The following is a 17,573-nucleotide window of genomic DNA, read 5'->3' on the forward strand; positions in this document are numbered from 1 at the left end:
CCCTGCCGGAGCCCGCCTCATAGTCCTTCTTGGTGGCCTGCAGCACGTATTCCGTATCGCAGTCCACATCAAAGGAGACTTCTCCATTGGAATCGCTCTGTTTTGTGGCTATCACGTTCTTCCTTGCATCAAGGATCGACACGCCCGCACCCGGTAACGCACGTCCTGTCNACCCGTGCCGTTTTCGCAGATCACAGGGGTAGCGGTCGATATCGTCGCAGTTGGCGCATCGGTAACCTCGATGCTCACGCTGCCCGTCGCAGCCTGTCCGCAGAATGGCGCAACGGCTGAGTTAACACCAACAAGGGTATATGTATGCGTTCCTGCAGTAGGCAATACCTCAAGGATAATAGCCTCGCCTGTAGCGTCTAATATGACTTGGTCAGCCGTACTGTCTAATGTATAAGTAACTGTAGCTCCTGGTTCTCCGGTAACTCTTACCCTCGAAGGGCTGCCAAGACATACCTGGGTGTCTACCGGATGGATAGTTGCTGTAGGGTATGGCCTTACCGTGATGGTTACCGCAGAGGTCAGGTTGTCCTCGCACGGAGGAGTGCTGGTGGTCGATACCTTTACAAGCGTGTAGGTATAGGTACCCGGCGTAAGGGTTGTAGGTAGGCTTATGCTGCCATTGCCCGTTCCGTCAAGAGATACTGTCTGTGATGCTCCCGCTGGATCCGTGTAGGTCACTACCGTGTTAGGCGTTCCCTGAACATTGATTGTAAGAGCAGAACCTTCACAGATTGGCGTATTTGGCGTAGTAATATTAGCTGTTGGCAAACCTCCTACAGTTACAGTAGCCGATCCTGTTAATGGTTGCGTACAAGTAACTCCAGCAGTTGTTAGGGTAGCATCAACTAAAGTATAAGTGTATGGTGAATTTGCCGGAATAACAGCCGGTGTTGTGAAAGTATATACTCCGGTGTTTGTTCCTGTTCCGTCATCAACTAAAACAACAGATACTGTAGCTCCTGTATGGTCAGTATATTGAACGGTAGCTCCAGCTGTTCCTGTAATTGTAATAGTCGCTGTTGAATTTTCACAAATCTGTGCACTTCCGGATATAGTAGCTACAGGCGTAGGCACCAGACGTAAATCAAAGTAATACACATAATAGAATGTAGGATCCGCAATACTTTCTGCCCTAACATATACTCTATCTCCCGTAGTACCAGGATATGATGCTACTTCTGCAGGAGTAAGAGCTGTTGTAACGTCATCAGCATCAGCTTCAGACTCATGGAAAGTTATCGAGAAGTCAGCTGGAAGCGGGTTACCTGCTTCGGCTGCTATTGCAGCATTGATTGCAGGCAATTCATTATTTAAATTAAAATTTTCCTGAAAATCATTATTAACGTCGCACAAAATCATAGGTGCAATTTCCTGCGCATCACAATCTCTTATGATCAAATCAAAAGGAAGAATGTAAGAGCAGTTGGAAATAATATCACGTATTTTAATATATACCGTCTTGGTCATATCTGGCGCAGGTAGTGTATATAACACCGGTGCATCTGTATCAGAAGGATCATAAAACGCTGTATTTATAGGGTTTGCATCATTATTCGCATCCGTAAGATTTTCATAATAATCAATCTCAAAATCATACGGATTCAAATTGTCAGGCGGTCCGGGATCAATTGTACCGAGAACAACATCAGTATTAATACCTATATCAAAAACTCTAGGATTAGTATCAGTAGTACAATGCTTGATATTTTTTGGAGGATATCCTACAGGCTCCCCTACTTTTACAGTAGCACAGTCTGTTGCTGTTAGTGGTGGAATTACAGGATTACAACTTCCAAAAGTAGCTCTAACACAATAAGTAGTAGTTACCGCAGGAGCTACAGTCAAACTTGGACTCGTCCCAATTATTGTACCCGGATTACCCGCTTCATACCATTCATATGTAACCGGAACCAACGGACCGCTTGGAGTAAACCTCCATGCTTCCGATTGAGTATCCGGAACCTGCCATGTACCCGTATTTCTATTTGGGCTTGTTGGTGAATATGCTATAGATCCATCTGCATTTTGAATACCAAGCAAACCATTACCTCCATTCCAACCGGCACAAGATGTTCTCCTTCTTACATGAATTTCAATAATATTGGTAGATTCAAACAATACTATTTGATAAGATTGGTATCCTTGCGTACCAGGAGCACAAGCACCACCAAAAAGCGGCACGTCCTGCCAGTTGGCAACAAATGCCCTACATGGATAGGTACCTACCGTAAAATAGTTAATCGCGGTAGTCGAGGTAGGACCATTCGCGATATTCAAATCTTGCAACATCATGATTGCGCTTTTGTATGGTGGGCCATAACCCGGACCGGAAGGAATCGGCGCATTGAAAGCCCATCCACTGCCACTTTCAGCAGGCACCAAAAGACTCGGCCTATATAAACCTCCAGGAGAATCAGGATGACCCAGAATACTAAAAGTAACAACTCCATTATCCCCTATTAAACAATCACTATATTTTTGACCAAAATAACAAAAGTTAAAAGGTACTGTTTGTTTTCCTCTTAGCGGTACAATTGCCGACCATTTGTCATCCGAAGTAATACTTGTTACATCGTTGACATTATCAGGACTTCTCCATACGAAAGGAGTCTGAGAAATGGTATAACTTGTAGTCTGTCTAGGAACACTGTTAACAGGCGGCGCAGCCGTAATAGTCCTTGTATCGCCTACGTTACAGATAGGCAATGGGGTGTTCGCATTTACGCTGACACAGCCTAAATCCTGGCCGTAACTATTTGTTAACAATAAAGCAAATAAGAATAATAAAAGATAATTCTTTTTCATTTTTAGATTATTTTGAGGAGCGAAATTTACATAAATTTAAGAAATAATTATCTTAAATTTTGAAAATTTTTAAATTTAACATCTATAGAATTTCTTTGCTATTTATTATTTATCTTTGCAGTCTTTAATACGTACTTACCATAATATATAATTTTCAATGACAAATAACGAAGATTTTCTAGACGAAATTGGAGATAACCATATTGCCACAAATGCAAAAAATCCTTTAAGAAGCGATGCCTTTGATATTACAGACGACCAAAAGATCGAGCTTATAAAAAAAGACGTAGAAAACATTCTCCTAACATTGGGGATGGACCTTACTGACGACAGTCTAAAAGGCACACCTAACCGCGTTGCCAAGATGTTTGTTAAGGAGATTTTTGGCGGTCTGAATCCGGCAAAAAAACCTAACGCTTCAACATTCATCAACAATTACAAATACGGCGAAATGCTGGTAGAAAAAAACATCACGGTGTATTCTACTTGCGAGCATCACCTGTTGCCAATTATAGGGAGAGCCCATGTTGCCTATATTTCTAACGGAAAAGTAGTTGGTCTTTCCAAAATGAACCGTATCGTTGAGTATTTTGCAAAACGTCCGCAGGTTCAGGAGCGCCTGACCATGCAGATTGTTCAGGAATTACAAAAAGTACTGAATACGGAAGATGTTGCCTGTGTAATTGATGCCAAGCACCTTTGTGTAAATTCCAGAGGAATAAAGGATATCGAAAGCAGCACCGTTACTTCAGAATTTGGAGGTAAATTTAAAAACGAGGCTACAAGACGAGAATTCCTAGATTATATTAAATTTGACACTCAGTTTTAAGCGACTAATCAAAATAGGCCTTACCCGCTTTAGTCCTGAATTTTAAAATCGACAACCTATGCCATTGTACCAGACTCAAAATCTAAAAATATACAATTCTCTCTCCGGAGAAAAAGAAGTTTTCGTTCCCCTCCATGAGGGCAATGTAGGAATGTATGTTTGCGGACCAACAGTTTACAGCAATGTACATTTAGGAAACGTAAGAACGTTCATGTCATTTGATGTCGTTTTCAGGTACCTGCTTCATCTTGGCTACAAAGTAAGATATGTACGCAATATTACCGATGTGGGACATGTTGTAGATGATGAGGATGAAGGCGAAGATAAGATTGCAAAAAAAGCCCGTGTTGAAAAGCTTGAGCCTATGGAAATTGTACAGCGTTATACTGTTGATTTTCATGAAATTTTAAAGGAGTTTAATTTCCTTCCACCCAGCATAGAACCTACTGCTACAGGCCATATTATTGAGCAAATCGAGATCATCAAAAAGATTATCGAAAATGGCATTGGTTATGTTTCCAATGGCTCTGTTTATTTTGATGTTCAGAAATTTAACAAGACCCATAATTATGGAAAACTGAGCGGCAGAAACATAGAGGACATGATTGCCAATACACGTGAGCTTGACGGACAATCCGACAAACGAAATCCGCAGGATTTTGCCCTATGGAAAAGAGCAGAACCGGAACATATTATGCGATGGCCTTCTCCATGGAGTGATGGTTTCCCAGGCTGGCATTTGGAATGTACTGCAATGAGCACAAAATATCTGGGTAATCACTTTGATATTCACGGTGGCGGAATGGACCTTAAATTCCCACACCACGAATGTGAGATCGCACAAAATGAAGCCTGCACCGGACAAGCTCCTGTAAATTATTGGATGCACGCCAATATGCTTACACTAAATGGCAAAAAAATGGCCAAGTCTACCGGAAACAACATATTGCCAAGAGAAATCTATGCCGGCGGCAGTCCTTTTTTAAGCAAGAAATATGCTCCTTCCGTAGCACGCTTTTTCATGTTGCAGGCACATTACAGAAGTAATCTTGACTTTACAGATGATGCAATCGCAGCCTCTGAAAAAGGCTTTGTAAGATTAATGGATGCTTATGACACGATAAACGAAATCATTCCTTCTGAAAAATCATCGCTTGATATTCAGGCATGGATCGATGCCTGCTATGACGCCATGAACGATGATTTCAATACTCCAATATTAATAGCACAGCTTTTCGAAGCAGTTCGCTATATCAATTTATTAAAAGAAAATAAGGAAACGATTACTTCGGAGGATCTGAAACTATTTAGCAAAACCATTGAAAATTTCTTATTTGATGTTTTAGGACTGACCAACGAAAAATCACTTGAAAATAATGACAAGCTAGACAGTGTTGTCAACATGCTTATAGGCATGCGAAATGAAGCAAGAGCCAATAAGGATTTTGCATTGTCTGACAAGATCAGGGACCAGCTTACCAATCTGGGAATTAATCTCAAAGACGGAAAAGAAGGAACAACATTCTCTATAAACTAACAAATGATGATGAAGCTATTAAGCTTCATCATTTTTTTTAACAGCACTATTGTGAGCCTGAAAAAGCTACTTACCGCTCCTTTTATTCTGCTGATCCGGTTTTATCAGGGCGGTATCTCCCCTTTTCTGCCTTCTTCCTGCCGTTATCAGCCAACATGTTCTCAATACACGATAGAGGCACTGCAAAAGCATGGCTTGTTTAAAGGTGGTTATTTGGGAATCCGCAGAATCCTAAGCTGTAATCCGTGGGGCGGAAAAGGCTACGACCCTGTTCCTGAAAAAGTCTGCAAGCATAAACATTAACGCCTTTTTTTGATTCGATTAAAATCAAATCTTTATTTTTACGGCTAAATTCAGAACTTTAAAATTATGACTACAGCTCTAAACATTGTTTGGAATCCATCAGAAGGCATTGACTTAGGTTTTTTCGTAATACGTTATTACAGCCTGATGTTTGTAATTGCCTTTGTATTAGGATGGTATTTGATGAAAAAGATATATTTGCGAGAAGGCGAATCGATTGAAAAATTAGACACGCTTTTCATCTATACTTTTTTCGCCACATTAATAGGAGCCCGCTTAGGCCATGTCATTTTTTACCAGTCAAAGTTGTTCCGCGAAGATTTCTGGAGTGTCTTTCTTCCATTCAAAACGAAACCACATTTTGAATTTACCGGTTTTTCCGGGTTGGCCAGTCACGGAGCCGCGATAGCAATAATCATTACAATGTATTTTTACAGCAAGAATGTTATCAATCGCCCTCTTTTATGGATTTTGGACCGTATTGTAATTCCTGTGGCCTCTGGCGCCATTTTTGTCAGACTTGGAAACTTTTTCAATTCTGAGATCGTAGGACACAAAACGACTTCTCCCCTTGGAATTAAATTTTTACGGGACAGTATTAAACCTGACGTGGCAATGATTGAAACCAAAACCAACAATGTCAATGATGCATATCACCAAATCGCAACGAATCCGGAATATGCAGCAATATTGCAGCAGGTTGCTCCAAAACACCCGGCACAGCTATATGAAGCGGTTGGCTATGTGATTGTTTTCTTCATCTTATTTTTCTCTTACTGGAAAACACAGGCGAGAGAAAAATCCGGATATCTTTTCGGGCTATTTTTAGTCTTGTTATGGACTGTACGCTTCCTGGTTGAATTCGTAAAAGAAAGCCAGGGCGGAATCGAGGAATCTCTGGGTCTTTTCTCAACAGGACAATGGCTAAGTATTCCTTTTATACTTGCAGGCCTGTATTTTATCTTTACTGCAGAGAAAAAGGTAAATTCTTTATAGCAAATTACTCATCAAATATAGAAAGGGCCATACGGCCCTTTTTTATTGGTTTTTATAAACCTTCAAACTTGCACAACCAAATTTATCAATTTAAAACGAAAAGAACTCTTAAAAAGGCTAATTCACAAACCGAACGCCTTATATATTATTTTCAAATTCAATACCCAGAACAACATATTTGCGTCATGCGCCTTTGCGGGAAAACAGCTTCTCGCAAAGGCGCTAAGACGCTAAGTTTATGAGGAGCGAACCCATGGAGTAAACCTTTCTATCTGCTCTATTCCAACAGATTTTCGGAACTATACAAACAAAAAAAAACCCGACGTATCGGGCTTTTTTTATTTATCTACTGAAAACGTATTATTTGTTCTCAACATTATTGTGCATATCTTCAATTCTCTTGTGTTCAGCATCAGAAATCGAATCACAAAGAACCGGTGTTGCAATGAACAATGATGAGTATGTTCCTACGATAATACCCACAAGCATTGCGAATATAAATCCACGGATAGATTCACCTCCAAAGATAAACATGATAAGCAATACTAAAATCATTGTCAACGACGTGTTTAATGTTCTTGACATTGTAGTATTAACCGAACGGTTTACGATATCATTGAAGCTACCTTTTGTTTTACCTGCAAGGTATTCACGAATCCTGTCGAAAACGATTACCGTATCGTTCATCGAGTAACCGATTACGGTTAGGATAGCCGCAATAAAGTGCTGGTCCATTTCCATGTGGAAAGGCATGAATTTATAACATAATGAATAGATACCTAAAACAAAGATAACGTCGTGCGCTACAGCAGCAATCGCACCTAAGCTGTACTGCCATTTTCTGAAACTAATCATCAGGTAAAGGAATACGATTCCCATAGCTCCCAATACTGCCCAGAATGAGTTCGTTTTAATATCTTTTGCAACAGCAGGACCTACTTTAGAAGAAGATACGATACCTATGGTTTTTCCATCATATGCATTTACGAATTTTTCATAAGTCAAATCCGGTCCGTAATATTTCTTAAGGTTGTCAAACAACATTTTGTTTACTTCCACATCAGCATCAGAGCTTGGGTCATCAATCTTATATTTAGTAACAATTTTAAGCTGTTCTTTATCACCTAATACTTTTGCCTGAACAACTCCGTCAAATACTTTAGTAAGTTCGTCAGATACTTCAGACGCTTCTACCGGCTTTTCAAATCGGATTTGGAAAGTACGACCTCCTTTGAAATCTACACCTTCATCAAGTCCGTTGATAAAGAATGAAGCAACGCTCACGATAACAACACAGCTTGAGAAAATGTAAGTGATTTTCTTTTTACCCAAGAAATCATAATTAAAGTTTGTAAACCAGTTTTTAGACATTGATGTTACGAATGTCAGGTTGTTCTTTCTGGAAATACTCCACTCTAACAAGATTCTCGTAATAAAGATTGATGTAAATAACGACGTGAAGATACCTATCAACAATGTAGTTGCGAAACCTTTGATTGGTCCTGTTCCAAAAATGAATAATACGGCTCCAGTCAAAACGTGAGTCACGTTCGCATCTGTAATAGAAGACATCGCCCCTCTCCAGCTGAAAGAAACTTTTACTGCCTCTTCCAGTGTTTTGCCCATTCGCAATTCTTCTTTTGCTCGCTCGTAAATGATAATGTTAGCATCTACTGCTGTACCCATTGTCAAAACGATACCTGCAATACCAGGCAATGTCAGGATTGCACCAATACTAGCCAAAATACCAAATAGGAAAAGTAAGTTTACTGCCAATGCAATGTTTGCAAACCAACCTGATTTTCCATAGTATACAACCATCCAAAGCGATACCAGTAATAATCCAACTAAAGCTGAAGTAATACCATTATCAATTGCTTCTTGTCCTAATGACGGACCAACAGCATCAAACTGAACGATATCTGCAGAAGCTGGCAATTTACCTGCTCTAAGAATGTTTGCTAAGTCTTTTGTTTCAGAAATATCAAAGTTTCCTGTAATTTGAGAAATACCCCCTGTGATAGCACCACTTGTTACTCCAGGAGCAGAATATACTACGTCATCCAATACGATAGCGATGAATCCTTTTTCAGTGTATGCTTTTCCTGTAAGAGCTTCCCAATCTTTGGCACCTTTGCTGTTCATGATCATTTCTACAGAAGGCTTACCCATCTGGTCGAATTTATCACTTGCGTCAGTTACAACACCTCCGCTCATTGCCGGAGTGTTTTGTCTGTTACCTTTTAATGCGTATAATTCTAAAACCTCTACTTTTTTAGAGTTAGGAGTTTTTGTAGGATCAACAATCTGTTGTTTTAATACATTTATAGATTGAGGCTTGCTCCAAACAAATTTAGCATAACGCTGCTCGCCTGTTAGAAGTGATTTCACTTCCGGCATTTTCAAATACCCATTAATTTTTGCAGTATCTTTCGGAGAATAGTATCCTAAGATAGGACCTTGTCCGTAAGCAGTCATTTTATCAAACAAAGGATTGTTTCCTTTTACTGCAGTAGAATCTTTAGAAGCATCTGTCAACAGATTTCCAAGAGTATCGTTGGCTGTTTTAGGAGTTTCTTTAGTATTGATTTCTTTTTCGGTTTTCTTAAGAACTTCATTAGTAGCCATTAAGAAATTACCCATTTCTTCTATTTTGTACGTTTCCCAGAATTCAAGTTGGGCTGTACTTTGTAATAATTTTTTGATACGGTCAACATCTTTCGCACCCGGAAGTTCAACCAGAATTCTTCCTGACTCACCAAGCATCTGTATGTTTGGCTGAACTACACCAAATTTATCGATACGCTCAGTCAACACTCTAAATGCACTTTCAACAGATTCTTTAACTTTTCTCTTGATAATGGTTTTCACCTGTGCATCAGACATATTGAAGTTAACCTCTTCAAGATTACGGTGTGCAAAAACTTCAGGATCTGCTAATTTTACCGCTCCTTTAGACTCTTCATCAAATGCGATAAAAAAGGCATCGATATAATCCTGATTACCTTGTTGATTTTTATCAGCATTCTCCAAAGCTTTATTGAAAACCGGGTTCTTTGTGTGGTTAGCCAAAGTTTTCAAAACGTCTTTTACAGAAATTTGCAAAATCACATTGATACCACCTTCAAGGTCAAGTCCTTTGTTGATTTGCTTATCAGAAACTTCTTTGTAAGTAAATTTTGTAAAGCCAAGGTTGTAAACATTTTCCTTGCTGATTGAATCAAGATACTTTACTTCTTTTTTCTCATCTCCGTTAGCAAAGGCTTTTGCATCACTCTTAACGCGGTTGGCGACAAATGTGAATGATAGTTGGTAAATACTTACCAATGCAAATAAAATTGCAAAAAATTTAACGAGTCCTCTATTCTGCATTATTACTAAAAATTAATTAAATTTCTTATTCTTGGTGTGTTTAAACAGATAAAACAGACTAAATCAAGCAGTTATCAGACAATAACAACAAAACTTGACTTATTCCCTTTTTTTTAAAACGAGCAAATATATAATTAACCAAAAGATTAACCAATTAATTTGCTAATTATATCATAAAAAAAAGACTGCAAGAAGCAGTCTCTTAATTTATAAGGCAGGAATTACGCCAAAACCGACTTCAAATCGGCATTCATATTTCTTACCGCATCGGCACTTTTAGCCAACAATGCTTTTTCTTTTTCATCCAGGTTGATGGAAAGAATTTCTTCCACACCATTTTTACCTATAATACAAGGAACACCCAAACAAATATCATTTTGCCCATATTCTCCTTCAAGGAATACTGAGCAGGCAATCATTTTCTTCTGGTCATTCAGTATACTGTCAACCAAATAGGCCACAGAAGCACCCGGCGCATACCATGCAGATGTTCCTAAAAGCCCTGTCAATGTAGCACCACCAACCATAGTATCTGCCGCCACTTTATCCAACGCTTCCTGCGAAAGGAATTCAGAAACAGGAATACCATTATAAGATGCCAAACGAGTTAACGGAATCATAGTCGTATCACCGTGTCCGCCAATTACCATAGCCGAAACATCATTAGACGGTTTGTCTAACGCTTTTGACAGGTAGTATCTGAAACGTGAACTATCCAAAGCACCTCCCATTCCGATGATTCTGTTTTTCGGAAGTCCGGTAGCTTTTAAAGTCAAGTAGGTCATTGTATCCATTGGATTTGAAACTACAACTACAATGGTGTTTGGAGAATATTTCAAAACATTTTCTGCAACCGATTTAACGATTCCAGCATTAATTCCGATTAATTCCTCTCTTGTCATTCCCGGTTTTCTAGGAATACCAGAAGTGATTACTACAACATCACTGTTGGCAGTTTTAGAATAATCATTGGTTACTCCGGAAACTTTTGTATTAAATCCTGTATTTGTAGCGCACTGCATGATGTCCATTGCCTTACCTTCTGCAAATCCTTCTTTAATATCTAATAAAACTACCTCACTGGCAATTCCTCTGTAAGCAATCACGTCAGCGCAGGTTGCGCCCACATTTCCGGCACCTACTATTGTAACTTTCATAATAATTGTATTTGTTTATTTGTTGTTGTTTATTTCAGAGTATTAGGCATCGATATTAGCATAGGCCGCATTCTTCTCGATGAATTCACGACGAGGCGGTACCTCATCACCCATCAACATAGAGAAAATACGATCTGCTTCTGCAAGGCTATCAATCGTTACCTGACGTAAAGTTCTGAATTCCGGATTTAGGGTTGTTTCCCACAATTGCTCCGCATTCATCTCTCCAAGACCTTTATATCGCTGCACGCTGGAACCACCACCCATTCTTTCCGTAATTTCATCACGTTGTGCGTCGTTCCATGCATATTCTTTTTTGTTTCCTTTCTTTACCATATATAAAGGAGGTGTCGCGATGTAAACGTGTCCGTTCTCAATCAGCTCCTTCATAAATCTAAAGAAGAAGGTTAATATTAAGGTAGAAATGTGAGAACCGTCGACATCGGCATCACACATGATTACTACTTTATGGTATCTTAATTTTTCAATATTCAAAGCCTTCGAATCTTCGGCCGTTCCTATAGTTACCCCAAGAGCCGTGAAAATGTTTCGGATTTCCTCATTTTCAAAAACTTTATGGTGCATCGCTTTTTCAACGTTCAGGATTTTACCACGCAACGGAAGAATAGCCTGGAAATTTCTGTCACGACCTTGTTTTGCAGTTCCACCCGCAGAATCTCCCTCAACAAGGAAAACTTCACATTTTGCCGGATCCTGTTCTGAACAGTCGGATAATTTACCCGGTAATCCGCCACCGCCCATAACGGTTTTTCTTTGCACCATTTCACGCGCTTTTTTAGCAGCGTGACGCGCTTGTGCGGCCAAAATAACTTTCTGGACGATTACTCTTGCATCATTTGGGTTTTCTTCCAGATAGGCTTCAATCATATCGCCTACGGCCTGGCTCACCGGAGAAACTACTTCTCTGTTACCCAATTTCGTTTTGGTCTGTCCTTCAAATTGAGGCTCTGAAACTTTTACGGAAATAATAGCCGTAAGACCTTCACGGAAATCGTCTCCCGTGATTTCAAATTTCAATTTTTCCAAAAGACCGGAAGCATCGGCATATTTTTTAAGCGAACGGGTCAAACCGGTTCTGAAACCTTGCAAATGCGTTCCTCCTTCGTGAGTATTGATATTATTTACATAAGAGAATATATTCTCCGAGTAGCTGGTATTGTATATCAAAGCAACTTCCACAGGTATTTCACCTTTTTCGCTTTCCATGCTGATTACATGTGAAATGATAGGCTCACGGTTGCCGTCTAAGAAACGGATGTATTCTTTAAGACCTTCATCTGAATGGAAAACTTCGCTCAGGAACTCTCCTTTTTCATCTTTTACTCTTCTGTCTGTAAACGTAATCGTGATCCCTTTGTTCAGGAATGAAAGCTCACGCATACGGGCAGAAAGGGTGTCATATGAAAATTCTGTTGTTTGCGTAAAAATAGTATCGTCCGGATAAAACGTCTGTCTTGTTCCACGTTTTTCCGTCTCCCCGATTTGTTTTACCGGATAAAGCGCTTTTCCTCTTTCATATTCCTGCTCATAAATTTTTCCATCGCGGAAAACGGTAGATTTCATATGATTGGACAAGGCGTTTACAACAGAAACACCTACCCCGTGCAAACCTCCGGAAACTTTATAGGAATCTTTATCGAATTTACCTCCGGCACCAATTTTAGTCATTACAACCTCAAGTGCGGAAACGCCTTCTTTTTTATGAATATCCACAGGAATTCCACGCCCGTTATCTTCAACGGTTACGGAATTATCTTCATTAATGGTAACGGATATAGTGTCGCAATGGCCACCCATTGCCTCATCGATTGAGTTATCGACAACTTCATAAACTAAGTGGTGCAAACCTCTTACACCTACATCTCCAATATACATCGACGGACGCATTCTTACGTGCTCCATCCCTTCTAATGCTTGAATACTATCGGCTGAATAATTGCTCTTCTTGATTTCTTCGCTCATATATAATCTGTCTAAAAAGGTATTTTTTTGTTTAACGAACAAATATATAAAAACAGGAGTGATAATCAGCCACAAAAGGAGATTTTAGCACTTAAGTTATCAACATTTTTAAGGTTTGGCCATTTATTTTTCAACATAAAGCAGGCCTTTTTAAAAAAGCAAAAAGCGCCACCCTAAAGTGAACGCTTTTGCAACAAACAAACTAAACTTTTATTTTTAAATCAGGCTACAGCACCGGTTTTTGATATCGCCGTATCCGCCTGTATGTGGGCCGCATTTGCCCTGCCACTAGGGTCTAAGTTTTCCTGCCATTTCGGTATCCATTTCCTCACGGTCTGTGCCGCACTTAACTGCGGAAAATGCTTATGGAAAATATCGCGGTAGAAGTAGGCTTCTTTCGTTACCGGTGTATTGTATGTAAAACGCTCGGCAGCCTGTTCCATTTGCAAATCTGTAACCCGGGAAGAGCAGTACTCTATCAAGGTGTCAATCCAGCTATAGCCTACTCCATCTGAAAACTGTTCTTTTTGCCTCCATAATACTTCTTGTGGCAGGTAAGGATTTTCAGGCGTGTCAAATGCCTTTCTCAGGATGTATTTTTCAACTCCGTCATATGTTTTTGGCTGCTTTTCTTCCGGACGGATACTGATTGCCAAATCCAGAAATGCCTTATCTAAAAACGGAACTCTTGCTTCCAGCCCATGTGCCATTGTTGACTTATCAGCACGCAGCAAATCGGCAGTAAACAGTTTCTGTACTCTTTCAATAGTTTCCTTTTGAAAATCTTCTGTTGATGGTGCATTTCTGAAATAAAGATAGCCTCCAAAAATCTCGTCGGCTCCTTCTCCAGACAGTACTACTTTCACACCCATATCTGTAATCGCTTTCGAAAGAAAATACATTGGCGTGCTGGCCCGTATCGAGGTTACATCATAAGTTTCCAGATGCCAGATTAGCTTATCCAGAATTTCAATTCCCTGCTCAATCGTAAAATAGATTTCATGGTGGTCTGTGCCTAAAAATTCAGCCACTTTTCGGGCTGCTTTTGCGTCAGGAGCTTCTGCATCCAATCCAATAGAAAAGGAACGCAATCCCTTACCTTTTTCCTTTAATAGTCGTGCCGCTATAGACGATGTTAACGATGAATCAAGCCCGCCGGAAAGCAATACTCCAATGGGCACATCACTCATTAGCCTTTTTCGTGTCGCCTCTGTCAAAGTTTCGCGAATTTTCACCAAATCCAACGCTTCCGTAGCTTTTTCATGGTCTTCATATTCTGGCCTGTAATACTTCACAAAGCCCGTTTTTTGCGTGTAATAATGTCCGGGAGGAAAAGTAGCGAATGTCTTGCACTGGTCTGCCATAGGCTTCATTTCTGAAGCAAAATAAATACGGCCTCTTTCATCAAGTCCATAATACAAAGGTTTCACTCCAACCGCATCTCTGCCTGCTATAAAATCATCACCATCAATGATGACAAAAGCGAAATCACCGTCCAGCATATTCAGAAAATCATATCCGAACTCCTCATACAGATGTACGATTACTTCCGAATCTGATTTGGTTCTAAAAGTATGGTGTTTCAATACCGTATCCCTAAGTTCCTGATGGTTGTAGATTTCACCATTATGAACCATATAGGCTGACCTGGTTCCTTTAATTGGCTGCCTTCCTGAATGGAGGTCAATAATAGATAAGCGTTCGTGGCTTAAGATATGTCCGTTTTCCGTCACATGCAGGTCACTTTCATCCGGTCCTCGATGCGACATTCTTTTGGAAAGCTGCCTTACTAATTCTTCGTCTTTTCCTTTTCCTATAATTGCTAATATCCCGCACATATCTTTACTTTTTAAATTCGTTTATTTTATTAAAGCAAATTTGTGGTTTTTGTTTCATTTATTAAACTATAAATTTGTTTTTAGTTACAAATTAAAATTAAAATAAAAACTTTTTAGCAATTATGAAATTTTATCCATCTGAAAACAGCCCATTTGGTTTATTTCATAAAAAAACCATCCGTTTGGATGGTGATTTAATTTCTTTTTTATTGGACTTCTTCTATCAGGTATTTTGTGCCGTTAATTTCAAAACTATAACCAACCTGCTGTCCCAGAAGCTTATTTCCTAATGGTGATTGCGGTGAGAGTGCAATAATATTTTTCCCTTCTATTTTAATTTTTGGAAGTGCTGCGCTCATGAACAATAAGATTCCGTTTGCTTTGACCACACTTCCCAAGGTAATTATTTTGGTTTCTTTTGAAGCATCAATCTTGTCAAGGACGCCTTTCTGCTCCAGAAATTCTTTTAGCTTGTGATTGAGTTTTTCCTGCTCCAGATGCATCATGGACAGTGCTGTTTCGTGTTTGTCTCCGGCAGAGCCCTTTGCATCATTTTGGGCATCATCTGTCAGGTTTGAAATCATATCCTGAAAGGCATCGATTTTATCCTGTACCAATTGCTTATAATAATTTAGTGTTTTTTCTTTGAGTGTCATTGGGTATTTTTTAGTCGCGGATAAAACAGATGACGCTGATTTTCGCTGATTTCTTTTTGGAATAAAAAAGCCTACAGGTAAATGCAGGCTTTTTGATATTTAAAATTGATTACTTTCTGCCATTCGTCCAGTCTTTAATTTTTTGATTGAAAGAGGAAAAGCCAAACATTTTAGAAACTAATCCTACAGGCATTCCAATAATTGTTCTCAAAAAATCTTTTGGATTTCGTTTATAGTCTTGATAATATCCAAAATAAAAATAAGCAAAGACAAAAGCTATTATGAATATAATCAAAAGAACCTTTCCCATTAAAAATCAAATTTATAGCTTGCCCCCAACAAAACCTGGATTCCTTGTACAGGATAATTTAGCCATTTTTGATAATCCTGACTGGTGAGGTTATTTCCTTTTAGAAAAGCCGTAAGCCTGTCGTTGTATTTATATCCTACATGCATATTCAAATCAAAATAGCTATCCAGGGTAACAGTTTCTAATTCGTTTCTCAACAGGGAAGTGTAGCTAAAAATATCTTTTCTTTCGCCTACAAAGAAAACGCTGGCTCCTGCATACCATTTTTCAGTAATATTGAAGTCAAGGTTTGCCGCTACCTGAAGTTCCGGAAGATTCCATGCTTCCGCCAATTCATCTGTCTTGTAGCTATTGAATGTTCCGTTTATGCCAAAAGAAACGTTTTTAGAAAAATCAGCCTTCAGCTCTCCAAAAAAGCTCATCGTCTTTACATTATCATATAAGACACTGAAGGAGTTCCCAAAAGCATAGCCTTCCTGATTTGGGTTTTCATTATTATATGGATTGCTGAGGAAAACAGCCTTTCCATCTTCATTTTTGTATGAACCTCTAATATTAAAGCTGACATTATTTGCTATTTTTCCTTTTAGACCAACATAGATATCATATTTCTGGTCGGTTGGAGCAATTGCCAGAGTTGGCGACACGAAAAAGTTTTCCTGTGTGAAATCACGGTATGAATTCTGCTTCAGGCTTCCTTCTGCTCCTGCATAAGCTATCATGACATCCCCTACGATTCTGTAGGTAGCCGTAATCTGCGGATAAACAAAGAATTTGTTATCGCTGTTTTCATTATCCATGCTATAAAAAAGCCCGGCTCCCAGGTTGACTGTCAGGTCATCTTGCTGGTATACAAAACTTGGCTGTATACCAATATTGGTAAAGCCATAATTAATAGCTGTTGTACCAAAATAATCTTTTTCAAAAGACCCGCCCAGATAATCCACTATGAAATTTGCATTAATCTTGTTTCCTGAAATTTCAAAACCAACAGTAGGTTTTACATAAAATCTGTTCTCTGAAGAACCGAAAGCATCAGAGAAATGGTTGAATTTCAGGCTTGCTTCTTTAAAGATACTTTCCTTGGCACTGATTCGGCCTCCCAAATAAATATTCTGGTAGGTTTGCTGCGGATCGATACTGTTTATAAGGTCTTGTCTGTCTTGCGGATCAGCCAGATCATTGGCAAAGTCATTTCGCAATCCGTACCAATTATATACCTGGTGCTGATAACCGGCATCTACATTCCAAGAAAAGTCTTTTTGCTGATTCCCATATGTCAGGTCAAGGGATGTATTATAGAATTTGTCATCCAGCAAAAGGTCATCAATACCTCCCTGCGAAGAAAGATGGCGAAGCATTCCTCCCACATATTCGTTACGGTTCAGGTTTTCGGTTACAAACAATTCCGCATTCAGCGTACCATAGTTTCCAACACCCAAAGTCGCATAATTCTTATATAACTTTTCTTGTTTTGCCTTGTCAACAGAAGCAGCCCTTCCTTTTGCCGGCGTAAAAGTAGAAGCTACCGGAAAGGAAAAGATGTTGTATTTGATTTCTTCCTTTTTTGTGTTGTCTTCGTCTTCCAATGGCGGTGTTTCTTTCACTTTAAAAGCATCAGAAATAGTTGGCGTATATGGCTTTACCACGTTTACAACTTCGGTTCCGATATTCTCATCCTTCTTTTGGGCAAAAACGCCTTGCAGGCCAGCGAAAAGAAATAATAAAGCAATCTTATATTGGGTTTTATGTGTCATATTACTTAAATTGTATTT

11 protein-coding genes are annotated in these 17,573 nt (G+C 39.2%); 4 read left to right on the top strand and 7 right to left on the bottom strand.

Going from position 1 to position 17,573, the window contains the following annotated elements; genetic code table 11:
* Positions 1-2,974 precede the first annotated feature (2,974 nt).
* From folE to lgt, 4 genes are all read left to right on the top strand, one after another.
* Positions 2,975-3,646 carry a GTP cyclohydrolase I FolE gene (folE, locus tag ASG38_RS15000; RefSeq protein ID WP_056072861.1) on the top strand — a complete coding sequence of 224 codons (672 nt, stop codon included), beginning with the start codon at positions 2,975-2,977 and terminating at the stop codon, positions 3,644-3,646.
* A 58-nt stretch (positions 3,647-3,704) separates the two neighbouring features.
* Complete coding sequence (gene cysS / locus ASG38_RS15005; RefSeq protein ID WP_056072865.1) at positions 3,705-5,183, top strand: cysteine--tRNA ligase; 1,479 nt, start codon at positions 3,705-3,707, stop codon at positions 5,181-5,183.
* 9 nt (positions 5,184-5,192) lie between these two features.
* Positions 5,193-5,486: a membrane protein insertion efficiency factor YidD gene (gene yidD, locus ASG38_RS15010; protein ID WP_056072867.1), complete on the top strand. Its 294-nt coding sequence runs from the start codon at positions 5,193-5,195 to the stop codon at positions 5,484-5,486.
* 66 nt (positions 5,487-5,552) lie between these two features.
* The gene (gene lgt, locus ASG38_RS15015; protein ID WP_056072870.1) at positions 5,553-6,482 is read left to right on the top strand and encodes a prolipoprotein diacylglyceryl transferase; all 930 of its coding nucleotides are present in this window, start codon (positions 5,553-5,555) and stop codon (positions 6,480-6,482) included.
* Positions 6,483-6,842: 360 nt separating this feature from the next.
* On the opposite strand, the gene secDF is transcribed toward lgt, so the two are convergent.
* From secDF to ASG38_RS15050, 7 genes are all read right to left on the bottom strand, one after another.
* On the bottom strand, positions 6,843-9,854 hold the full coding sequence (gene secDF / locus ASG38_RS15020; RefSeq protein WP_056072872.1) for a protein translocase subunit SecDF: 3,012 nt from the start codon (positions 9,852-9,854) through the stop codon (positions 6,843-6,845).
* A gap of 221 nt (positions 9,855-10,075) precedes the next feature.
* Complete coding sequence (gene mdh, locus ASG38_RS15025) at positions 10,076-11,011, bottom strand: malate dehydrogenase (protein ID WP_056072875.1); 936 nt, start codon at positions 11,009-11,011, stop codon at positions 10,076-10,078.
* Positions 11,012-11,053: 42 nt separating this feature from the next.
* Positions 11,054-12,994, bottom strand: coding sequence for a DNA topoisomerase (ATP-hydrolyzing) subunit B (gyrB, locus tag ASG38_RS15030; RefSeq protein ID WP_056072878.1), 1,941 nt, complete (start codon positions 12,992-12,994; stop codon positions 11,054-11,056).
* 221 nt (positions 12,995-13,215) lie between these two features.
* Positions 13,216-14,832 carry an asparagine synthase B gene (gene asnB / locus ASG38_RS15035; RefSeq protein WP_056072881.1) on the bottom strand — a complete coding sequence of 539 codons (1,617 nt, stop codon included), beginning with the start codon at positions 14,830-14,832 and terminating at the stop codon, positions 13,216-13,218.
* A 206-nt stretch (positions 14,833-15,038) separates the two neighbouring features.
* Entirely contained in the window at positions 15,039-15,488 is a 450-nt protein-coding gene (locus ASG38_RS15040; protein WP_056072884.1) for a hypothetical protein, read from the bottom strand.
* A gap of 109 nt (positions 15,489-15,597) precedes the next feature.
* Entirely contained in the window at positions 15,598-15,798 is a 201-nt protein-coding gene (locus tag ASG38_RS18065; protein WP_056072886.1) for a hypothetical protein, read from the bottom strand.
* Complete coding sequence (locus ASG38_RS15050; protein ID WP_056072890.1) at positions 15,798-17,555, bottom strand: hypothetical protein; 1,758 nt, start codon at positions 17,553-17,555, stop codon at positions 15,798-15,800. The genes ASG38_RS18065 and ASG38_RS15050 overlap by 1 nt, the downstream gene beginning before the upstream one ends.
* Positions 17,556-17,573: the final 18 nt, after the last annotated feature.

The organism is Flavobacterium sp. Leaf359 (assembly GCF_001423985.1).
Classification (GTDB): domain Bacteria; phylum Bacteroidota; class Bacteroidia; order Flavobacteriales; family Flavobacteriaceae; genus Flavobacterium; species Flavobacterium lindanitolerans.